A 21237-nucleotide genomic window follows, 5' to 3' on the forward strand; every position below is an offset into this window, starting at 1 on the left:
GGTCTCAGCGTGATGCGGCCAGCAGTGCGGTCTGCAGGACGTAGCGATTCCACGGTAGCCGCGGATCGCGCCCGGTGAGCGCCGCGACACGACGCATCCGGTAGCGCACGGTCTGGGGATGCAGGTGCAACCGGGACGCCGCCGGCGCCGCTCCGCCGGCCTCGAGGACGGCCCACAGCGTGGTCAGCACCTCGGGGTCGTCGGGCAGGGCCCCGAGCACGGCGTCACCGGCACGGGAGGGGTCGGCGTCGCCGTGTCCCGCGACCAGCGCGAGCACCTCCAGGTCGCCGTCGTCGAGCACGCCACGCTGGGACCACGCCAGGTCCGGCGCCGAGCGCAGCGCGTGGGCGGCCAGTCGGTAGGCCCGGGGCGCCGTCCGCGCCGTCACCCGGCCGTGACGGACGGCGCGCAAGGCGTGTGCGGTCACGATCTCGGCCAGGCGCGCCGCGTCGACCGACCGCAGGAGCACGACGCCGACGCCGTCCTGGACCGTGTGGATCGAGGCCACCACCGACGGTGCGTCGTCGTGTTCCTCCAGCGCCTGCTCGACCAGCATCGCCGCGTTCTCGGCACTGGCGTCCCGCGACGGCTCGACGACGACGAGGTCGAACGTGGTCGGCAGTTGCGCGTCGAGCTCGCGCAGTCGCGCGGCCAGCGACGCGGCATGGCTCTGGCGTCCCAGCAGCAGATCGGTGAGCAGCGCCCGCAGCGAGCTCTCGCGGTCGGCCCCCAGGGACCGGCCGGTGACCTCGTACCCGTCGTAGATCGCCTCGGACAGCGCATCGAGGACGGCGAACCAGACCCGCACGAGCGAGGTCACGTCCTCGGCGGCCAGGTCGCCACGGAAGCGATCCGCCATCTGGTCGAGGAACTCCCCCGCGGCGACCCGGTACGCCCGTAGCACTGCCGAGAGCGGTCGGCCGTCGCGGGCGCGGACGGCCCCGACCCCGCGGAACAGCGCGATGTCGTCGTCGGTCAGCGTCCCGTCCTCGGCCCAGAGCTCCAGCACGCGGCGCAGGGTCCACACGATGATCGAGCGGACTTCCTGCAGCTGTCGCTCGTCGAGGGACTCGTACGCCGGGATCTCGCTGGCGATCGTGACCAGGAAGGTGTCGACCAGTGCGGCCTCGCCCTCGGTCAGGCTGGCGGCGATGGCCCGGCGGTGGGCGCTCACGTCCGTCATGGGACTCCTCAGGTCGTGACAAAGTAGTTTGTCACCTGCGCTCACCATACTGGCGTCTCGCCCTCGCGTGGGAGAACGTGTGCGCATGTCGTTCACCCCTGATGTCATCGTCGTCGGCGCCGGCCTGGCCGGACTGGTCGCCACCCACGAGTTGGCACAGGCCGGCAAGCGCGTCCTCGTGGTCGAGCAGGAGAACCGCAACAACCTCGGCGGGCAGGCCTTCTGGTCCCTCGGCGGGCTGTTCTTCGTCGACAGTCCCGAGCAGCGCCGGACCGGCATCAAGGACTCCCCGGCGCTGGCGATGCAGGACTGGTTCGGCTCGGCCGGCTTCGACCGCCTCCAGGACGAGGACCTGTGGGGCCGCCGCTGGGCCAAGGCCTACGTGACCTGGGCGGCCGGCGGCAAGCGCGACTACCTGCGGCGACTGGGCCACCGGGTCATGCCGATGGTGGGCTGGGCCGAGCGTGGCAGCGGCTCGGCCACCGGACACGGCAACTCCGTGCCCCGGTTCCACCTGACGTGGGGCACCGGGCCGCGCCTGGTCGACACGTTCGCCGAGCCGGTGCTGAAGGCCGAGACGAGCGGACTCGTCCAGTTCGCCTTCCGCCACCAGGTCGACGACCTGATCGTCGAGAAGGGCGCCGTGGTCGGCATCCGCGGATCGGTGCTGGAGCCGGACGAGTCCGAGCGCGGGGTGAAGTCCTCGCGCACCGTGGTGGGCGAGTTCGAGCACCGTGCCGGAGCGGTCGTCGTCACGTCGGGCGGCATCGGCCACAATCACGCGCTGATGCGCGCCAACTGGCCGACCGAGCGACTCGGCGAGGCCCCGGAGCACCTGATCTCCGGCGTCCCCGCCCACGTCGACGGACGGATGCTCGAGATCACCGAGCGCGCCGGTGGCCGCATCGTGAACCGCGACCGGCTCTGGGCGTACACCGAGGGCATCACCAACTGGGATCCGATCTGGCCCGACCACGGCATCCGCATCCTGCCCGGCCCCTCGTCGATGTGGTTCGACGCGAACGGCCAGCGACTGACCGGCATGTCCGGGGTCCCGGGTGCGGACACCAACGGTGCGATGAAGCAGATCCTGGCGACCGGCCACGACTACTCGTGGTTCGTGCTGACGCAGTCGATCATCGAGAAGGAGTTCGCCCTGTCGGGCTCGGAGCAGAACCCCGACCTCACCGGCCGCGACATCAAGTTCCTCATCAAGAGCCGGCTGGCCAAGGGCGCCCCCGGACCGGTCGAGAAGTTCAAGCAGCACGGCGTCGACTTCGTCGTGGCCCCCTCCCTGGACGACCTCGTCGTAGGGATGAACGAGATCGCGCGCGGGCCCCAGCTCGACCCGACGATCCTCGAACGCCAGATCGTGGCGCGTGACCGCGAGTTCGACAACCCGTTCACCAAGGACGTCCAGGTGATGGCGATCCACAACGCCCGTCGCTCGCGGATGGACAAGATCGTGCGCGTCGCGAAGCCGCACCGGATCCTCGATCCGGCCCACGGTCCGCTCATCGCGGTGCGCCTCAACATCCTGTCGCGCAAGACGCTCGGCGGATTGCAGACCAACCTCGCATCGCAGGTGCTCGGTGCCGACGGCCTGCCCGTGCCGGGCCTCTACGCCGCGGGCGAGGTCGCCGGGTTCGGTGGCGGTGGCGTCCACGGCTACAACGCCCTCGAGGGCACGTTCCTGGGCGGCTGCATCTTCTCCGGTCGTGCCGCCGGACGGGCTCTCGCCCGGGCCTGAGCGGAGCACTCGCCACGCGCGGCGTCCCGTGTCAATCTGTCCGGAAGAGCCGTGGTGGCGACTGGACCGGGGCGGGGACGATGACCGTACGAGCGATCTGCGAGGTGCTCGCGCTGGCAGGCCTCGCCCTGCTGGTTCTCGCGGCGTCCCTGACGCCCGCCGGGACCCCCGCCGCAGCCGACGAGCCGCAGCTGTCGAGCATCACGGCCGCCGAGTGGGACGTCGCGCCCGGAACGCACGCGTGCTTCCCCGGCGCCAATCCCGGTGAGACCGAGCTGCTGACCTGCGAATACGGGGACCGCGGCCCGCGTCTGCTGCTCATCGGCGACTCGCACATGCGGGCCCTGTCGCCCGCGTTCCGGCGACTCGCCGAGGAGGGGAAGATCCGGGTCACCCTGCTCACCCGCTCGCGCTGCGGCTGGACGACGCGCCGGCTCGACCACGACCTGCCCTGGGTGCCGACCGAGTGTGAGGTGTGGCGGGAGCAGGTCCAGCGCTACGTCCGCGAGCAGAAGGACGTGCGCGCGATCATCACGAACCATCGCGCCCGGTGGATGGAGGGCACCGAGGCGCAGCGTGGCCCGGACACCGTCAAGGCATGGCGCGGCGCCTTGGAGCGGAAGATCCCAGTGATCGCCGTGTCCGGCGCGCCGCACTGGCCCTCCACCCCTCCGGACTGCCTGCGCAAGAACCCCGAGCCGCAGCAGTGGGACGACTGCACCGCACCGGCGCGCGAGGTGATGGCGTTCGACTGGACCGTCCCGGCGGTCGATCTGGCCCGCCGGAAGTACGGGACGAACGCGGCGTTCCGCATCGACCTGCGCGACGTCTACTGCCCGGGCGGGGTGTGCCGGACGGTGACGCCGCAGGGCCAGATCATGTACCGCGACGAGCAGCACCTGGCCGCCACCTACGCCTGGTCCCTCGCGCCGCTGTTCGAGAAGAAGCTCCGTGCCACCGGGGTGGTCTTCTCTCCGCCGCGCGAACCCGGGACGGCCATCCTCGCCCACCTGATCGGCGTGCTGAGCGCCATCGTCGCGCGCACGGCCGTGGTGGTCGCCGTCGTGTGAGTCGCCGCGATCTGGCTGAGGCGTGCGCGTCTCGACAACCGGTCCGTCCGGCGGCATCTTGGTGGGCACATCCGTCCTGACCCGGAGGTGCCGATGCCTGCTGCCCGACTCGTCCGTCGCGCGACCGGCGTTGCCCTGGTCGTGCTGCTGGGATCGGCCGTGCCCGCTGCCGCCGACCAGCCACGGTTGTCGAGCATCGCGGCCGCCGAGAAGGACGTCGCGCGGGGGACGAAGGCGTGCTTCAACGGCTCGCGTCCGGGCCAGACGAAGGTCCTGACCTGCCACTACGGGCGCAAGGGGCCGCGCCTGCTGGTGATCGGCGACTCGCACATGCGGGCTCTGTCGCCGGCCTTCCGACGACTGGCCGACCAGGGGAAGATCCGCGTCACGCTGATCATCCGCTCACGCTGCGGGTGGTCGTCGCGGGTCGTCAAGAACGATGCGAAGTGGATCCGCGACGACTGCCAGACCTGGCGCAGGAACGTGGAACGGTACATCCGCAAGCAGCGGAACGTGCGGGCGATCGTCACCCACCACCGCGCCTCGACGATGGCGGGCACGTATGCCCAGCGCGGTCCGGACACGGTGAGGTCGTGGCGCGTCGCACTGAAGCGCCGGATCCCCGTCATCGCGCTGGCGGGCGCGGCGAACTGGAAGTCCGCCGGCCCTTCGCCCACCCAGTGCCTGCGCAAGAACCGCGCCCCAAGGCAGTGGAGGAACTGCGCGGCACCCGAGCGGAAGGTCATCACGTTCGACTGGTCCGTGCCGTCGGTGAAGCTGGCTCGGCGGCAGTACGGCTCGCGCGCCGCGTTCCGCATCAACCTGCGCGCCGCGCACTGCCCGAAGCGGGTCTGCCGGGTTGTGACGCCGAAGGGCCAGATCATGTACCGCGACCACCAGCACCTGACGGCGACCTACGCCCGGTCGCTGGCGCCGCTGATCGAGCGACGGCTGCGCGCCACCGGGGTGGTCTTCAGGGCCTCGTAGTCCGCAGAGGTCAGCGACCGAGCACGTCGGCGGCGTCGACGGTGCCGTGCCGGCTCTGGATCGCCTCCGCGAGGGCGGTGACGTGGTCGTCGGACACGTCGATGCCCACCTCGGAGAAGCCCTTCTGCAGCTCCTCCTCGACCGTGCCCTCGGTGGCGCCGTCCTGCCAGGACGTGACGCGGTCGACGACGGTCTGGATGGCTTCGAGATCGATGTTCGAGTCAGTCATGCCCGGGAGGTACCCGGCCCGGGCGTTTGCAACCATGCGCGCGGCTCAGGTTGAGGGCGGGCACGGCCGAAGCCGTGCCCGCCCCTGGAGATCACCTCAGCGAGGCGTGTCCATCAGGACCGGAAGCACGTTCTTCCCGGTGCCGGGCAGGGTGCCGGGCACGATCTCGCTGCGCTTCGGCAACCAGTTCCAGTTCGACGCCCACGTGGGGTGCGGCACGGCCAGGCCCGGCAGCACGAACTTCGACTTCGCGAGATCGAGCGTGTACGTCGACGATGTCGTGTCGATGTTGCGCACGCGACCGTTGGCCGCGCCCACCACGACGACTCCGAGCCGGTGACCCTTGGCGACGACGGCGTCGTCGGGGTCCAGCGTCACCGTCACATCGTGCGTCCCAGCGCCGTCGAGCCGCGCCCACCCGCGCCCCAGGACCTGAAGCGGCGTCGTGCCCACGTTGCGGGTCATCGTGAAGTAGCACGCGTCATCGTTCGCGGTCGATTGCCCGACGCAGGTCTCCGTGGTCGTCGTCGACGCACCGTCGCCCGTGGCAAGGACGCGATCACCCTCGCCGTAGTCGACGAGCATCACGCCCACCTGCCCGGTCGGCACCTCGGACGTCACCCGCAGCTTCGCCACCATCGAGCCACTCATCCGGGCGTCGGTGAGCAGCGGAGAGGTCGCGTACAGGAGGCGGTTGGGGTTGTCGCCCTCAGCGACGGCGACGTTCTCACGCTGGCTGGGTGAGTTCACCCAGCTCTGCTTGGTCTTCTCGACCGACCGGGCCAAAGAGCCGTCGGCCTGGGGGCGCAGGGTCGTCGTCGTGAGCCGCGTGGGCCACGAGTAGGAGTTGACCCAGCGGTTGGGCTTGGTCTCCACCTTGACCGGCGGCTCCAGCATGATCGAGTTCTTGATGTCCATCAGCTCGTGATCGAACCACCGGTGCAACGTGCGGACCCACTCGTCACGGTCGACATCGAACGGATCGACGTGCCCGACCCGGCTCAACCACAGCTTGCGGGTGACCCCGGCCTTGCCCAGGTCCTTCCACCACTGGGAGAAGTGACGTGTCTTGACGTTGGTGTCCTGCAGGCCGTGATAGATGAAGACGCTCGCCTTGACCTTCTTGGCGTTGAGCTTGGCGGAGTCACGATAGTTGCGCTCGTCCCAGAACGCGTTGTGCTCACCGGTCTCGTCGGCGTCCTCGGCGTCCATCCGCGCGAGCGTCGCCGAGCAGTCCTGGGGCTGCGTGCGGTTGCCGGCGACGCGGCTGGCGAGGCCACTGGAGTAGTTCCAGCTGTACGGAAGACCCTGCGAACGGCTGTAGTCATACCAGGAGCTGATCGCGCTGATCGGCACGATGGTCTCCAGTCCCTTCACGCCGGTGGCGGCAACGCCGTTGGCCAGGGTGCCGTCATAGCTCTTGCCGATCATGCCGGTCTTGCCGTTGCTCCAGCCGGCCTTGACGGCCTTGCCGTCGGCGTCGACCGCCTCGGCGTGGCCGTTGAGCCACTGCACGACGGCCTTGGCCGAGCCGACGTCGGACTTGCCGCCGGTGTCGACGCAACCGGTCGACCGCGAGGTGCCTGCGATGTCGGGTGCCACATAGGCGTAGCCGCGCGGGACGAAGTAGTTGTCGTAGAACAGCGGGAACTTGATGAGGTTGCCCTCGGCGTCGAACGACTTGAACTCTGACTCGTTGCCGCGTCCGACGCTCGTGTAGTACGGGCTCGCATCCATCACGACCGGCACCTTGACCCGCTTGGCGTCCAGCTCGCGCGGACGAACGATGTCGACCGCGATCCGGTCCTTCTCGCCGTCACCGTCGAAGTCGGGCGCGATGACCCACACCGTCTCGCGGATCGCGTCCGCATAGCTGTACACCGGGGATGACTCACCCCCCTTCAGCACGTACGGCTTCGGCGCAGGCGCTGCGGAAGCGGTACCCGCGGTGGTCGCGAGCAACCCCGAGCCGGCGAGGGTGAAGGCGAGGAATGCACCTAGTGCTGTCCGGGATCTGCGTGCGCGCCACGCGACGTTCGTCTCTCTCATAACGGGAGTCTGGTGCACGGTCGAGGGGTCGGCAATGCTCAATTTCTGGAATCTCATGACAACCGCCCTGATCTCGGCTATTACTCGTCCCCGCCTGCGGCATCGATCACCTCGGGGCCGGGACCCTGGTGATACCAACGTCCGGTCTGAAGTCCACGTCCTCAACCGCTGAGAAGCGGAGTTCCTCGATCAGTGTCGAGATGCAACGAAGATTGCACGAGACGGCGCGGCCGACTCGGTACAGATCACGCCGATACGCGACCTGGTGCGACCTTCGTGGTGGAGTCGCGAACGCGCCAAGTGCGACGGCAGGCTCGCGCTCATGTTCGTGTGGTCGGTGGACAGATCATGATGGTCCGGACATGTAGGGGTTGTAACCCAGACGAAGGAGCACCCCGATGGGCCTCGATGACCTGCTTGCCCGTTCGGCGCCGACGGTGACGCCGCGAAGCCCAGAACTCGACGAAGACCTGCGCGCCATGACTCGCGCCAGCGGACCTCGGTCTCGCATGCGTCGCCCCATGCGCCTGACGGTGGGCGCGGGCATCGCTGCCGGCGTCCTCGGCCTGGGCACGGTGGGCGCGGCCGCAGTGATCAACAACGGCGCGCTGTGGTTCACCAGTACGTCCTCGGGCGACTCGTGCGAGATGGAGTTCGCCGTCCATCCGGTTGGTCCGGAGGACGCTGCCAGCGGCGAGCGCGCGACGATCATGGATGGGCGGACGGCGTGGCCCAGCGCCTCCGAGCAGGAGGAGGTCGCTGAGGCAGCTCGCCAGTACCTGGCTGACTACGACTTCGACGCCATCGATCGGAAAGCCGCTATCGCGGAGACCGACGCTACGCAGCGCCGCATCATCGCTGAGACTGATCCCGAGGAGGCCCAGCCGCTCCTGGTCGGCGACGATCTCGAGATGCACGCGGTCTACAGCAAGGTCGTGCGCGACCTGACGGCACACCTGGAGGGTCTCGGGATGGATCCCCACCTGATCAACTCCGGCGTCGGCAGCTCGGCCGGGTGCGCCGAGTGAGCGCCGACTCGCTGAGCGCGGCACTGGACGCGACTTCGGCTGACCTGCTGGCCTACTTCGAGCGCCGTGTGCTGGTGCGCGAGGACGCGGCGGACCTCCTGGCCGAGGTGATGCTGCAGGCCTGGCGGCGAGTCGACTCACTCCCGCAGGCGCCTGAGCGACGCCGGATGTGGCTGTTCACCATCGCCGCTCACGTGTTGGCGAACCAGCGGCGTTCGTCACGGCGACGGGCTGCCTTGGCGGATCGCATTCGACAGCACCTGACGGAAGTGAACGAGCCAGACCACGCGGAGGCACTGACGGTCCAAGCAGCAGTACGCGACCTCGCGGTGGCGCACAGGGAGCTCATCATGCTGGTGCACTGGGACGGACTCAGCCTGGCCGAGGCCGCTGAACTCCTGGGCCTCAACCCCTCGACCGCACGCAGCCGCTACTCCGCCGCCCGCGAAGCGCTCCGTGTGTCTCTGATCGAGATTGCGGACTCTGCCCGCACGGGCTGATTGTGAGGTGGACGTCAAGCATGAGTGACTGTGCGGGGCGTGCTGTCCAGGGAGTTTCGACCCACGGCATCACACCCGCCCACGTCGCCTACGCGGCGCAAGGACGCGGCGTTCAGTAAGCGACGACGATCCCGGCTCCGTGCCTTCAGGAGAGTTGCTCGCTGTCGCAGAGCTGTCGCGTCGGTATCGAGCTGCAACGAACCTCAGCAAGAGCGGAGTCTGCCGGTTCGGCCGAGCGGAGGATCAGTTCATCCGCGACGAATGGCCAGCCGAGCGCCCCGAGCTTGTGGCTCATTCTGCGATGATCTCCGATTCGGCTTGGCAGAGAGGACGATCGAGCTGCCCCGGCCTCGCGCACGGTGCTCAGCAGGGAGGTCTCGCTGTTGAGGCGCACCCCGTGGCCGCCCAGCGCTGGCGCAGGTAGTCGTTGAACGCGATGCTGATCCGGTGCTTGCTCGACGGCCAGTTCGGCACGTTGAGGGTCTCCGTGGCGCGGCCGTTGCGCTGTTTCTGGGCCACCTTCACGGTGCCCTTGCCCTGCGGGTCGGCCTGGATGACGAGGTCGGTGCCACCGATGAACGGGAGGCCCGCGAAGGCCGGCAGCTGGACCAGGTTGCTCTCGCCGTCCTTGCCCGCGTCGTAGGCGAAGATGCCGAGCATGCGCTTAGTGCGCGGGGCCGTGGAGGCGTTGAGCACGTTGGTGCCGTTGACGGTCAGAGAGTCGCTGCCGGCGCCCTGGTCGCCCCACCACTCCTTGTTCCGCGAGACGGTCACGCTCACGTGGTTGTCGCTCTTGTCCGTGACGGCGTCGAGACCGGTGCCGGGCTCGGACGTGAGCAGGCGGATCAGACGGTCCGTACGACGGGCGGGCTGGCTGTAGAAGTGGTGCACGTGCCCACTCGGCCGGGTGATCGCGAACTCGTAGTGCGAGATGCCGTTCGCCAGGAAGGAGAACGAGCCGTCACCGGTGAGCTTCTGGGTGCCGATGGCCTTGCCGATGCGCTGGCCGGTGCTCGGGTTCACCCGGAACAGCTCCAGCTTCGCGCCGGTCACACCGACGTTCCTCGGAAACTGCACGGCGCGTCCGGCGAGCTGGATGAGTCCCAGCTGGAGCGGCACGCCCGTGGTCCGGGGCGCCTTGCCCCGGAAGAACGTGAAGGCCTCGGCGAAGGACTCCTTCGAGGTGACCGTCTCGGTGTGGCCCTGGCCGGGGAACTGGACGTTCTTGGCGCCCACGACCGTGCGGTCGGGCGACCCCTCGCCCCAGATGGCGAGCGTCTTCACGCCGCCCGGGAGCTCGGATGCCGGGAGGCCGTCGAGGTTCACGTAGTGCGCGACGCGCCTGGCGCGGGCCGGGTCGCTCTTCAGGTACGTCTGCGACATGTAGGTGCCGAGTGAGTGGCCGAGCAGGTCGACCTTGTCGGCCCCGGTCTTCTTCAGCAGGGCGTCGATCTTGCGGTCGAGCTCGGCGAAGATCTCCGCGGACTTCTGCACCTCGAAGGTGGAGTCGTAGTCCAGGCCGTCGATGTACGTGGACGGGTAGCCGTTGGCGGCGAACCGCTTGCCCTGGGTCTGGAACTGGTTCGCGGAGCCCTGGGAGCCGTGGACGAAGACGATGGGACGCAGTGGCTCCTTCCCCGCGACCTTGGGCTTACCCGGTGCGGAAGTCGGCTCTGCAGTGGCGGCGACGGCTGCCCCGGGCAGTCCCGCCGCCATCATTGCCGCGGCGCCGGCCATGGCCCACAACCTGCGCTTCAGTGTCATTGCGCCTCTTCCCCCGAGCGGCGGTCAGCGACCGTCGCGAACCTGATTCCAGGACGCTCGCACACTAATGACGCCCTTGAATTGTGGTCAAGGTCACAGTCTGGGGATTGGGACGCCCCTTACGTGCACTCCCCAGAAGGTGTATCCGAGGTCCGATCCAGGTGAGTTCGGGCGCCCCGCTCCCCGTGCGCGCCCGTCACCCCTCAACGTTCGCTCGGACGACTTTCGGCGAAAAGCGAGGCGGTCGTCAGCGCAGTCGGTGCGCGCCGCAGTCGCCTCGCCGCCGAGAGCTGACCCGTGAGCAGCCCGCGCGAGGTCGCGGCCGCCGAGCTCGCACCCTCATTCACCTCGATCTGCGATCAATGCCCGGTCATCAACCAGTGCGCGAAGTCGCAAGCGGTCGACTTGGCACAGAACGCTCTTGGTCACGCGAATGGTCGGGCTGCTCATCGTCGTTCTCGGCTGACTCTCGACGTGGCCGAGAACTGCTCCAGTGCCATCGCGCTCTACGGTCAGCTGGGTTGGCGGCTGACCGGAAAGACCCCGATCGACTGGGGTGAAGACGTAGCGGACTGCCTGCTCCACTTCGAAGCCCCTCCACCGTGATTGTCGAGTTGCAGTGAAGATCGCACAGCCTCACGCGGTGAAGTCTGCACAGATCTTGTCGATCGCTGACTGTGTGCGATCTTCGCGGCGGAAAGACGCGACGCGAGGGTCCAATTCGGCCCGTCGCGATCCCGACCGAAAACAGTCCTCGAGCCGCTAACCTGTGGCGCCATGACGACTTCTCGGACTCGTGTTGCACTCGCCGCCGCCGCCGCTCCACTGCTCTCTTTCAGCCTCGTTGCCTGCGGTGGCGGTGATAAGGCCTCGAATGCGGATACGAGTGCCCGTTCGTCAAGCCCCACCACGACAGCGCGGGCGACAACGGCCGCGCCTGCACTCGGGGACGATGCGGAAGAGATGGCGGACGCCCTGCAAGCAGCGATTCCGGCACTTAAGGTGCGCATTCAAATGACCGAGGACAATGACGATAACTACCTGTTCGGGCGTCCCGGACAATACGACCAAGTGATGTTCCTAGGCGATGACCGTCTCGACTGCGGCGCTGCCGACTACGAGAGCTTGGACACCGCGTGCGGCGTAAAAGTCGAGCGCTGGCCCTCAGGAAAGGCCGCCCAGGCGCGAGGGGAGGACATTCAACGGAAGTTGAAGGACTTCGGCCTTGGTGCAGAGTACGACTACGTGGTTGGTCGACTTCTCGTACGCGCCTCCGGAGACTTCAAGCCGTCGCAGGCACTTGAGGTTCAGAGTGCATCAACCGCCGACGGCCCGGTGGTGCCTCCGGCCTGATCCTTGGATCGAAGCCGGCGCTCACTCGCACGGCGGGATGAGGCAATCGCGGCGGAATGACGCAGCTCGGGCCAGTCGCCCCGGACCCCACGGTCGTCGGTTGACAACGGCCGAAGCGCCTTGGAGCCGATCGTGGATGCTGCTGAACAGTTTGGGTCGTACGCTGACGATCATGGCTGTTCGAGTGAGCGGGGTGCGACAGCAGAGCGTTTGGGCGAGCGTCGTCAGTGACGACGCCCGGGCCCTTCACCGTTGGCTGCTCCGGCTCGAGTTCACCGAAGACCTGCTGATTCCCGGCGAACGTGAGGATGCGATCCACCACTGCCAACTTGACTGGCCGGAGGGCGGCCGGATCCTGCTCTCGAGCACGGGAGAGCGGCCCACGCCGTGCCTGCCCGGGACGGCGTCATTGCACGTGGTGACCGCAGATCCGGACGTGGTGCTGGCTCGGGCGCTCGAGTTGGAGGCGAGGGTTGTGCGCGAGATCGTCGACCAGACCGACTATCAATCGCGTGACTTCACGGTGGCCGACCCTGACGGCAACCATTGGACCTTCGCAACGTTCGCGGGTTAAGCGGACCAGGCGGTTCCCTATCGACAACCTGACATCGGCGCGAGCCCGGCACGGCCCCCGAGCGCACGTGTCGCCCCAATAGCGGTGGATAGACGCGACAGCCGTGTGCGATGGCATGGCGTCCATCTTCTCCGGCACCATGAGGCATGGACTCATTCAGGTGCCGAGCCCGTCGTGAACGTGCCGAAGCCTCCGAGCGTGCGCAAGACGAGGTTCAGCGGGCCGTCCACGACATTGCGGGCCCGGTGCTGCATCGCTACGGATTCTGGTTCGGCGCACAGGGTTGGAGCCCTTCAACGACCACCTCGGTCCTGTACGAGGCCGAGACCAGCGACTTCTACGCGCACGTGCCCGCGGACCTCCGACTTCCGAGCCGTTCCTACGAAGGTGTGCTCAGTGTCGAGCTCTGGATCAACGTCGACAGCAGCCTGGGAACGTGCGAACTGACCCTCAGCCACCTCCGCGACGGCCACTGGTCCCAGTTCACTCCCACCGCCGATCACTGGAACGCCGAAATCGCAGCAGCCGTCCACGACGTCATCCGCGAGTTCGACCATCTGCTACGCCAGCATCGTCCAGCTTCGTAGTCGCGTCGTCGAAATCGCGCCGGAATGCACGGCCGCTTGCGGAACGCTACGCGTTGGAATGACTCATTTCCGAGCTCGTGGGTATGAGTCCACCCATCATCTTCGCGAGTGGTCCGGGTCGGCGGTGTCGCTCGATAGGAGGGTTGAGGGCTCTGTCAATTAGGGACTGAACGTCTGCCGCTCGGTGAGATATAACATCGCGCTCATCTCGGCGAGGTTCACGGTTGGCACAACGCAAGCTGTCGTCATTCCGGCCTGGAATTGCTCGATGAGAGAGTCAGCGGGGAGCCCGGTTCCGCCATCGCCGTTGTTTCGAGCCCCGGTGAGCATGTCAGCCGCCGCGGCGAACTGTTGCGCGTCGGTCATCGCGCTGTTCCAGTCTTCGCACGTCGTCTCCGAATAAGACTTCGTCCACGTCTGGGTGTACTTGTCCGTTTCATCACTCGAGCTCCCGTCGCTCGAGGCGGTGCATCCCGCGAGCGAGATTGCACACGCAATCGTCACGAGGAGTGTGCGCATGCTCGAGTGTTTCATCAGGCGGGCGCCTAGATCGGTGGATTGAGGATCTCCTTGCGACAGATTCTGCTGCATTCTGGGCGGATGGACGCATGCCCGTTCACCGTCCGCTGGGATGCAGAACTGCGACCCAGTGTTCAGTTGGTGGCTTAGATAGCCAACCCCAGACCTGAGCAGAACTCTCTCCCTGGCACAAAAGAAACAGTCAGCCGTGTTTTGAATAAACAGAACTCGTTTGTATGAAGTTCGCTGCATCTCGACAACAACGGGATCAGGCGAAGTCGGCACCCGATGCGCCGCCGCCGGCGCCTTCGGGCTCGCGCGCCATCGGGGTGAAGCGCGAGTAGTGGCCCTGGAAGGACACGGCGACCTTGTTGACCGGGCCGGAACGGTTCTTGGCCACGATGATGTCGGCCTCGCCGGGGCGCTCGGACTCGCCGGCTCCGTGGGCGTCGGGACGGTTCAACAGCATGACGATGTCGGCGTCCTGCTCGATCGAGCCGGACTCACGCAGGTCGGAGATCTGCGGGGTCTTGTCGGTGCGCTGCTCGGAGCCACGGTTCAACTGGCTGATCGCGACCACGGGGACGCCGAGTTCCTTGGCCAGCAGCTTGATCTGGCGGGAGAACTCCGAGACCTCGACCTGACGGTTCTCGACCTTCTTGCCCGAGGTCATCAGCTGCAGGTAGTCGAGCACGACGAAGTCGAGGCCGTGCTGCTTCTTGATGCGACGCGCCTTCGAGCGGATCTCGGGCATCGTCATGTTCGGGCTGTCGTCGATGATGATCGGCGCGGCCTGCACGGTGGCCATCGCCCGGCCGATCGCGTCCCAGTCACGGCTGGACATCGAGCCGGCGCGCATGTGGTGGATGGCGACCTTGGCCTCGGCGGACAGCAGACGCATGGCGATCTCCGAGCCGGTCATTTCCAAGCTGAAGATGGCCGAGGTGAGTCCCTGGCGGATCGAGGCGTTGCGGACGAAGTCCAGGCCGAGGGTCGACTTGCCGACGCCGGGTCGCGCCGCGACGACGATCATCTGGCCGGGCTTGAAGCCCGTGGTGAGGCGATCGAGGTCGGGGAAGCCCGACATCACGCCGTGCACCTCGCCGGAACGCGTCTCGAGCTCCTCGAGCTCGTCGATCGTGTACGACATCAGGTCGGACAGGACGTTGTAGTCCTCGCCGGACTTGGTGCCGTCGACGTCCAGGACCGCCTTCTGCGCGCGGTCGACGATGTCCTGGATCTCGCCCGTACCGGACTGGCCCAGCTGGGCGACCTGCTGGCCGACCTCGACGAGGCGCCGCAGCACGGCCTTCTCGTGGACGATCTCGGCGTAGTAGTCGACGTTGGCGGCGATCGGCACGCCCTGGACCAGGTCGTGCAGGTAGGCCGCGCCGCCGATGCGGGCGATCTCGCCCCGGCGGGTCAGCTCGGCCGCGACGGTGATCGCGTCGGCCGGCTCGCCGCGACCGGACAGGTCGCAGATGACGTCGAAGATCAGCTCGTGGGCGGGGCGGTAGAAGTCACGGCTCTCGAGCAGGTCGGTGGCCGGGTCGATCGCGTTCTTCGACAGCAGCATCGCGCCGAGAACACTCTGCTCGGCCGCCATGTCCTGGGGCGGAACGTAGCCCGATCCCGCGGAGTCCGATGGATGTTCGGACTCATACAGATCGGTAACGCTCACGGCACTCCTCGACGTGATCGGCAGCTGGGTTTGAAACTACGTGTGAGGTCCGACAGAACCGACTTCCCCTCGGTTCTGGTGTTCCCTTCCGGTGACCATACGGGGCCCCGGCACGCGGGTACAGACGGTCATGCACACGGGGTGTGCAGAAGTCACGCAAACCTGTGGAAAACGCCGGTCGCGCGTGTGCACAGCCGGTGGATCACCCTGTGGACAATCGTGTGTGGCGCAGGTCACAAGGGCCTCTGACCTGCGCAAACGTGAGTCACAAGGTGTGGAGTTGTGATAGCCGGGTGTGATTTTCGTGGATCGGGTTATCCACGGGCGTGTCGCAAGCGAGGGCCGACATGTCGACAAATTCACCTCACTGGTCACAGCGGTATCGTCGCCCCGTGCGGATCTCCTCTCTCGACCGTCGAATCCTCGCGATCACGGTCCCGGCCTTCGCCGCACTGATCTGCGAGCCCCTCATGCTGATGGCCGACACCGCCATCGTGGGTCACCTCGGCCGGGCCGAGCTGGCCGCGCTCGGGGCCGCCTCCACGGTCCTGTCGACCATCGTCGGCCTGTGCGTCTTCCTGGCCTACGGCAGCACCGCCACGGTCGCCCGGCACCAGGGCGCCGGGGAGCCCCGCCGGGCCCTGGAGGCGGCCCTGGGAGGCGTCTGGTTGGCCTTGCTGATCGGTCTCGTGCTCGGTGCCGTCACGTCGGTGGCCGCGCGGCCGATGGCCCGGGCACTGTCCAGCTCGCCCGCGGTCGCGGACCTCACCACCGAGTACCTGAGGATCGCCGCCGCGAGCATCCCCGCCGTGCTGCTCGTCCTGGCCGCCACCGGCGCCCTGCGCGGGGTGTTGGACCTGCGCACGCCCCTGGTCGTGATGGTCGCGGCGAACGTCCTGAACGTGGTGCTGACGGTCGCGCTGGTCTACGGGGCGGGCCTGGACCTGCGCGGCGCCGCCCTCGGCCTGGTGCTGGCCCAGTGGGCCGCCGCCCTCGCTCTCGTGGCCCAGGTCCTGCGCCGAAGCCGCGAGACCGAGGCCTCGCCCCGCCTGCGGTGGGACGACGTCGCCCGCGCCGCGCGCGAGGGCGTCCCCCTGCTGTTGCGCACGCTGAGCCTGCGCGCCGTCCTGCTGCTGGCCACCCTCGTCGCGGCCGGGTTCGGCGACGCCTCGCTCGCCGCGCACCAGATCGCCACCACCCTGGTCATGTTCCTGGCGTTCGCGCTCGACGCCTTCGCGATCGCGGCGCAGACGCTGACGGGTCACTCGCTCGGGGCCGGCGACGCCGAGGGCACCCGTCACGTCACGCGACGGGTCATCGCCTGGGGGCTCGGCTTCGGCATCGTCGCCGGCGCTCTGCTGGCGTTGACCGCGCCGTGGGTCGCGCGTGCCTTCACCCCCGACGCGGACGTGCGCGCGGCCGCGGTGCCCGCCCTCCTGCTGGTCGCGCTCATCCAGCCGATCTCGGGGGTCGTGTTCGTGCTGGACGGCGTGCTGATCGGCGCCGGGGACGGCGTGTACCTGGCGTGGGCCAGTCTGATCACGCTGCTGATCTACGCGCCGGTGGCGCTGCTGATCCGGGCGACGGACGCGGGCTTCACCTGGTTGTGGGCCGCGTACGCGCTGTTCCAGGCCACGCGGTGGGTGACGCTGTGGCTGCGCCAACGCAGTGACCGCTGGCTCGTGCTCGGCTCGACCTGAGGCGCGAGCGGCCGGGGAGCCGTCAGCGCCGCCAGTAGCCGGTGGCGTCGAGGCAGTCGCGGGGCACGCCGCGCTCGTCGGCGAGGTGGCGGCGCACCTCGCGCACGGCGCCGGACTCGCCGGCGACCCAGCAGAACGTCGGCACGTCGGGCCAGGGCAGCTCGCGGATCGCGTCGATCCAGGCGTCCGCGCCGTGGACCCAGCGGATCGTCACGCCCTCGAGGGACGGGAGGTCCTGGATCCCGGCCGGCGAGGCCACCTCGATGACGATGTCGGCGATCATCGTGCCGGTCCACTCGTCGAGCAGCCGCGCGATGGCGGGCAGGGCCGTCTCGTCGCCCGCCAGCACGAACCGGTCGACCCCGGTCGGCAGCAGCAGCGACCGGGTGGGGCCGACGATCCAGGCCGGGTCCCCCGGCTGCGTGCGACGGGCCCAACCGGCGGCGAACCCGCCCTCGTGCAGCACGAAGTCCAGGTCGAGCTCGCCATCGGCGAAGCGCCGCGGCGTGTAGTCCTTGGCCACCGGGCGACCGCCGGCGCCACCCCACTCGAGCCGGTCGGGCCCTTGCACCGGCAGCGGCGGACGATCGGTGCCCTCGAGGGGGACGAGCAGCTTCACGTGGTCGTCGAAGCCCTCGGAGCGGAACGGCGCCGCCGTGCCACCGGCGACGGGGAACGCCTCAAGCTGCTCGCCGGTCAGCGTGACCCGCCGGGTCGTCTCAGAGACGTCGGCGACCCGGACGACGCGCAGCTCGCGCAGGATCGTCGGCCAACCCACCACTTCGCGCCGGGTACGGGCCATCAGTCGCTGCCCTCCGCGAAGCCCACCCGGGTCCAGTCCAGGTCGGCCAGGGCGGTGGGTCCGTAGTTGCGCACGTCGGGATCGACGGCGAGCACCTCGGGCACCACGGCCAGCGGCATGATCGACGCCTGGGCGCGCGTGACCTTGTCGACCTTGGCGATCGCGGCCGTGCGCTTCTTCACGTCGAGTTGCGCGATCGCCGCGTCGAACGCCTTCGCCGTGGCCTTCGACGACTTGCCGGTGAAGTTCAGCGGGCTGTCGATCGGAGTGAAGAGGCGCTTGACCTCGCCCAGGCCGAACGGCTCGACCGACCAGGTGAACGTGGTCAGGTCGAAGTCGAGCGGGATCACGACCTTCTCGAAGAACGTGTCACCGGGCACCTCCTGGACCTTGACCCGGACGCCGACCTCGGCGAGATCATCGGCGATCGCCTCAGCTCGCTCGACGGCGCCGGACCGGGTGTTCGGGACCGGCAACGTCAGGGTCAGGGGACGGCCCTTGCGGCGGACCAGGCCCTTGCCGCCCTCGCGCTTCCAGCCGGCCTTCGCGAGCAGCGCAGCGGCGCGGTCGACGTTTCGCGCCAGCGGCTTGGTCTTCGGGTCGCCGACCTGACCGGGCAGCAGCACGACCGAGCTCATCGGCACCGTACTGACGCCGTAACGCTTGGACGTGTCCTTCACGACGCCCTCGGCGTCGACCGCCAGCATCACGGCGCGGCGCACGTCGGCGTCGGCCAGCGGCCCGGTGCCGCCGTTGATCGTCAGCTGCGACCAGTCCGACCCGAGCGAGGCCCGCAGGTCCGCGTCCGCCAGCGCCTTGCGGTTGGCGGGCGTGACGGGAGCCGACTCCAGCTCGCCGGCCACGTGGGCGGCGGCCAGGACGTCGTCGGGGCCGATGCGCCACACGATCGAGTCCAGCTTGGGGCGACTGCCCCACCACCGCGGGTTGCGCTCGAGGGTGATCGTGCCGGTGCGGCGCTCGATCCCCGAGACGATGTAGGGCCCGTTCGCGGAGGGCGCCTTGGCGGTGAGTCCACGGTTGAACGTCTTGACGGACTTCGTGTAGGCCTTCGGCAGCGTCGGGTAGACCGCGGCGGGCCAGTCGGCGGTCGGCTCGTCGAAGACGACCTCGTAGGCGAACGCACCGTCGGCCCGGACCTCGTCGACCGCGTCGATCGCCGGGACGCGCGCGGCGGCGTAGTCGTCGTCCTGCATCGCCTTGACGAACGACACCATGTCGGCCGCGGTGATCGGCGACCCGCCCTGCCACACGGCCTGGCGATTGAGCTCGACCCGGACGGTCAGCGGGGAGCGGTCGATGATGTCGACGTCGGTGGCGTAGTTCGGGTCGACCACCCACGAGCCGTCAGCCCGGACCCGGACGGCACTGCCGAGGGTCGGGGCGAGGATTTGCGGCGCGGTACTGGCGACACCGGCGGTGTGGACCGGGTTGAACGTGGCCGGGAACGAGCCGATGCCGAGCCGCAGGGTGCCGCCGAACCGGACGTCGTCCTCACCGGCCGGGTGCACGTCGGCCAACGGCAGCGACGTGTCGGCGGAGGTCTTCGGGCTCTGCGAGCTCGCGGTCTTCTCGTCGGAGGAGTCATCGCCCCCACCGAAGCAGCCGGCGAGCAGCGTGCTCGCCAGCGCCACAACAGCAAACCGCCGGGCCCCGCGTGAAGCGGGACCCGGCGACTTGAGAATCACTTGGCGGCGACGACGTTCAGCTTGACCGTCGCGACGACCTCGGGGTGCACGCGGACGGAGACCGTGTGCGAGCCGAGGCTCTTGATCGGGTTGCCGACTTCGATGCGACGCTTGTCGACCTGCGCGCCGGCCTCGGCCAGCGCGTCGGCGATGTCGGTGACGGTGACGGCGCCGAAGAGGCGACCGCCCTCGCCGGCCTGCGCCGAGACGTTGATCGCGGACGACTCGAGGTTGCCCTTGATCGACTTGGCGGTCTCGAGATCGTGCACGGCGCGCGCATCGCGAGCAGCCTTGATCGACTCGACCTGGTTGGCAGCGCCCTTCGTCCAACGGATGGCGAAGTTGCGCGGCAGCAGGAAGTTACGGCCGTAGCCGTCCTTGACCTCGACGATGTCGCCGGGCTGGCCGAGGTTCGAGACCTCGTGCGTGAGGATGAGCTTCATCTGTTCGTTGCTCCTGTACTCAGCGACCGCTGGACGTGTAGGGCAGCAGCGCCATCTCGCGCGCGTTCTTGATCGCCTTGGCGATCTGACGCTGCTCCTGGACGGACACGCCGGTGACGCGACGAGCGCGGATCTTGCCGCGGTCGGAGATGAACTTCCGCAGCAGTGCGGTGTCCTTGTAATCGATGGTGGTGACGCCGGCAACCGCGAGCGGGTTGCTCTTCTTCTTCGGCTTCCGGACAACGGGCTTGGCCATGATGCTCCTGGAAAATTTCTTGCTACGTGTGATGGATCAGAAGGGGGGCTCGTCGGTCGAACCGCCGGCACTGCCGCCGCCGCCGCCCCAGGGGTCGTTGCCCCCGGCCGGCGCCTGCGGCTGCGAGGGCTGGGCCCACGCGCTGGCGTTCGACTGCTGACCAGCAGGCTGGCCGCCACCGAAACCACCGGCGTTGCCGCCGGAGTTCCCGCCGCCGAAGCCGCCGCCCTGACCGCCGCCGCCACCCGACGTGCGGGTGACCTGGGCGGTGGCGTTGCGCAGCGACGGGCCGACCTCGTCGACCGTCATCTCGACGCTCGTGCCCCGGCCGCCGTCCTGACGCTCGTACTCGCGGACCTTCAGCGCACCGGTCACGATGACGCGGGTGCCCTTGGTCAGCGAGCCGGCGACGTTCTCGGCCAGCTGGCGCCAGGCCGAGCAGCGGATGAACAGCGTGTCGCCGTCCTTCCACTCGTTCGTCTGACGGTCGAACGTGCGCGCGGTGGACGCGACGGTGAAGTCGGCGACCGCGGCACCCGACGGCGTGAACCGCAGTTCGGGGTCACGGGTCAGGTTGCCGACGAGGGTGATGGTGGTTTCGCCTGCCATGGAATCAGCCTTCTCTCGAGGTGCTCTCGCGACGAGTGTGTCGGATTCAGGGGACGGAATGTCTCCGTCCACAGAATCACTTCACGTCGGGACGCGTGACCTTCGTACGGACGACGGACTCGTTCAGCGACAGCTGACGGTCCAGCTCCTTGACCGAGGCAGGCTCGGCGGACAGACCGATGACGGCGTAGATGCCCTCGGACTTCTTGTTGATCTCGTAGGCCAGGCGGCGCTTGCCCCACACATCGATGGCGTCGACGGAACCGCCGTCGGCGACGATCGTGTTGTTGAGGTAGGTCGAGAGGCTCTTCTCGACGGAACGCTCATCGACGTCCGCATCGAGGATGACCATGACTTCGTACTTGCGCAGTGACACTGCGGGTTCTCCTTTGGACTGGGCGGTGACGGGCTTTCCGTCACAGGAGGTGTCGCCTCGAACGGCAACCT

Annotated in this window: 23 protein-coding genes; 10 read left to right on the plus strand and 13 right to left on the minus strand. The window is 68.5% G+C overall.

The features are described from left to right. Positions 1 to 4: 4 nt before the first annotated feature. On the minus strand, positions 5 to 1183 hold the full coding sequence (locus tag GL325_RS11250) for a CdaR family transcriptional regulator (RefSeq protein ID WP_187769634.1): 1179 nt from the start codon (positions 1181 to 1183) through the stop codon (positions 5 to 7). A gap of 85 nt (positions 1184 to 1268) precedes the next feature. On the opposite strand from GL325_RS11250, the gene GL325_RS11255 reads away from it, so the two are divergent. The 3 genes from GL325_RS11255 to GL325_RS11265 all read left to right on the plus strand — a co-directional run bounded on the left by GL325_RS11255 (position 1269) and on the right by GL325_RS11265 (position 4990). After that, positions 1269 to 2933, plus strand: a complete 1665-nt coding sequence (locus GL325_RS11255; RefSeq protein WP_187769635.1) for an FAD-binding dehydrogenase — start codon at positions 1269 to 1271, stop codon at positions 2931 to 2933. A gap of 80 nt (positions 2934 to 3013) precedes the next feature. After that, positions 3014 to 4003: an SGNH hydrolase domain-containing protein gene (locus GL325_RS11260; RefSeq protein WP_187769636.1), complete on the plus strand. Its 990-nt coding sequence runs from the start codon at positions 3014 to 3016 to the stop codon at positions 4001 to 4003. A 93-nt stretch (positions 4004 to 4096) separates the two neighbouring features. Beyond that, a complete protein-coding gene (locus GL325_RS11265; RefSeq protein ID WP_187769637.1) occupies positions 4097 to 4990 on the plus strand; it encodes an SGNH hydrolase domain-containing protein in 894 nt (297 codons plus the stop codon). A gap of 10 nt (positions 4991 to 5000) precedes the next feature. On the opposite strand, the gene GL325_RS11270 is transcribed toward GL325_RS11265, so the two are convergent. Both GL325_RS11270 and GL325_RS11275 read right to left on the minus strand, forming a co-directional pair. Next, positions 5001 to 5219, minus strand: coding sequence for a hypothetical protein (locus tag GL325_RS11270; protein WP_187769638.1), 219 nt, complete (start codon positions 5217 to 5219; stop codon positions 5001 to 5003). A gap of 96 nt (positions 5220 to 5315) precedes the next feature. After that, the gene (locus tag GL325_RS11275) at positions 5316 to 7100 is read right to left on the minus strand and encodes a CocE/NonD family hydrolase (protein WP_187769639.1); all 1785 of its coding nucleotides are present in this window, start codon (positions 7098 to 7100) and stop codon (positions 5316 to 5318) included. Positions 7101 to 7777: 677 nt separating this feature from the next. Here GL325_RS11275 and GL325_RS11280 point away from each other — a divergent pair. Together GL325_RS11280 and GL325_RS11285 are read left to right on the plus strand one after the other, a co-directional pair. Then, on the plus strand, positions 7778 to 8296 hold the full coding sequence (locus GL325_RS11280) for a hypothetical protein (RefSeq protein ID WP_187769640.1): 519 nt from the start codon (positions 7778 to 7780) through the stop codon (positions 8294 to 8296). Beyond that, entirely contained in the window at positions 8293 to 8796 is a 504-nt protein-coding gene (locus GL325_RS11285) for an RNA polymerase sigma factor (RefSeq protein ID WP_255956106.1), read from the plus strand. Before GL325_RS11280 ends, GL325_RS11285 begins: the two co-directional genes overlap by 4 nt. Positions 8797 to 8941: 145 nt before the next feature. Here the strand turns inward: GL325_RS11285 and GL325_RS11290 are convergent, their stop codons facing one another. Both GL325_RS11290 and GL325_RS11295 read right to left on the minus strand, forming a co-directional pair. Continuing rightward, positions 8942 to 9091 (minus strand): hypothetical protein, encoded by a 150-nt coding sequence (locus GL325_RS11290; RefSeq protein WP_187769642.1) that lies wholly within the window; start codon positions 9089 to 9091, stop codon positions 8942 to 8944. A 68-nt stretch (positions 9092 to 9159) separates the two neighbouring features. Further along, on the minus strand, positions 9160 to 10560 hold the full coding sequence (locus GL325_RS11295; protein ID WP_223111236.1) for an alpha/beta fold hydrolase: 1401 nt from the start codon (positions 10558 to 10560) through the stop codon (positions 9160 to 9162). 297 nt (positions 10561 to 10857) lie between these two features. Here GL325_RS11295 and GL325_RS11300 point away from each other — a divergent pair, with 297 nt between their 5' ends. The 4 genes from GL325_RS11300 to GL325_RS11315 all read left to right on the plus strand — a co-directional run bounded on the left by GL325_RS11300 (position 10858) and on the right by GL325_RS11315 (position 13074). Continuing rightward, a complete protein-coding gene (locus GL325_RS11300; protein ID WP_187769643.1) occupies positions 10858 to 11166 on the plus strand; it encodes a hypothetical protein in 309 nt (102 codons plus the stop codon). A gap of 357 nt (positions 11167 to 11523) precedes the next feature. Then, positions 11524 to 11913 carry a hypothetical protein gene (locus GL325_RS11305; protein ID WP_187769644.1) on the plus strand — a complete coding sequence of 130 codons (390 nt, stop codon included), beginning with the start codon at positions 11524 to 11526 and terminating at the stop codon, positions 11911 to 11913. Positions 11914 to 12085: 172 nt separating this feature from the next. Then, positions 12086 to 12487: a VOC family protein gene (locus GL325_RS11310; RefSeq protein ID WP_187769645.1), complete on the plus strand. Its 402-nt coding sequence runs from the start codon at positions 12086 to 12088 to the stop codon at positions 12485 to 12487. Positions 12488 to 12633: 146 nt separating this feature from the next. After that, positions 12634 to 13074, plus strand: coding sequence for a hypothetical protein (locus tag GL325_RS11315; RefSeq protein ID WP_187769646.1), 441 nt, complete (start codon positions 12634 to 12636; stop codon positions 13072 to 13074). Positions 13075 to 13233: 159 nt separating this feature from the next. Here the strand turns inward: GL325_RS11315 and GL325_RS11320 are convergent, their stop codons facing one another. Together GL325_RS11320 and dnaB are read right to left on the minus strand one after the other, a co-directional pair. After that, positions 13234 to 13593, minus strand: a complete 360-nt coding sequence (locus GL325_RS11320; RefSeq protein ID WP_154597021.1) for a hypothetical protein — start codon at positions 13591 to 13593, stop codon at positions 13234 to 13236. Between the two features lie 268 nt (positions 13594 to 13861). Beyond that, on the minus strand, positions 13862 to 15199 hold the full coding sequence (gene dnaB / locus GL325_RS11325; protein WP_154597315.1) for a replicative DNA helicase: 1338 nt from the start codon (positions 15197 to 15199) through the stop codon (positions 13862 to 13864). Between the two features lie 467 nt (positions 15200 to 15666). On the opposite strand from dnaB, the gene GL325_RS11330 reads away from it, so the two are divergent. Beyond that, on the plus strand, positions 15667 to 16974 hold the full coding sequence (locus tag GL325_RS11330; RefSeq protein ID WP_255956110.1) for an MATE family efflux transporter: 1308 nt from the start codon (positions 15667 to 15669) through the stop codon (positions 16972 to 16974). A gap of 22 nt (positions 16975 to 16996) precedes the next feature. Here the strand turns inward: GL325_RS11330 and GL325_RS11335 are convergent, their stop codons facing one another. The 6 genes from GL325_RS11335 to rpsF form a co-directional block, all read right to left on the minus strand. Continuing rightward, a complete protein-coding gene (locus GL325_RS11335) occupies positions 16997 to 17776 on the minus strand; it encodes a siderophore-interacting protein (RefSeq protein WP_187769648.1) in 780 nt (259 codons plus the stop codon). Then, positions 17776 to 19428, minus strand: coding sequence for an ABC transporter family substrate-binding protein (locus GL325_RS11340; RefSeq protein WP_187769649.1), 1653 nt, complete (start codon positions 19426 to 19428; stop codon positions 17776 to 17778). Before GL325_RS11340 ends, GL325_RS11335 begins: the two co-directional genes overlap by 1 nt. 50 nt (positions 19429 to 19478) lie before the next feature. After that, a complete protein-coding gene (gene rplI / locus GL325_RS11345; protein ID WP_154597311.1) occupies positions 19479 to 19925 on the minus strand; it encodes a 50S ribosomal protein L9 in 447 nt (148 codons plus the stop codon). 19 nt (positions 19926 to 19944) lie between these two features. Then, complete coding sequence (rpsR, locus tag GL325_RS11350) at positions 19945 to 20181, minus strand: 30S ribosomal protein S18 (protein ID WP_143914296.1); 237 nt, start codon at positions 20179 to 20181, stop codon at positions 19945 to 19947. 36 nt (positions 20182 to 20217) lie between these two features. Then, positions 20218 to 20790, minus strand: a complete 573-nt coding sequence (locus tag GL325_RS11355) for a single-stranded DNA-binding protein (RefSeq protein WP_187769650.1) — start codon at positions 20788 to 20790, stop codon at positions 20218 to 20220. A 76-nt stretch (positions 20791 to 20866) separates the two neighbouring features. Next, positions 20867 to 21160, minus strand: a complete 294-nt coding sequence (gene rpsF / locus GL325_RS11360; protein WP_154597542.1) for a 30S ribosomal protein S6 — start codon at positions 21158 to 21160, stop codon at positions 20867 to 20869. Positions 21161 to 21237 lie beyond the last annotated feature (77 nt).

The organism is Aeromicrobium sp. 636 (assembly GCF_024433585.1).
Classification (GTDB): domain Bacteria; phylum Actinomycetota; class Actinomycetes; order Propionibacteriales; family Nocardioidaceae; genus Aeromicrobium; species Aeromicrobium senzhongii.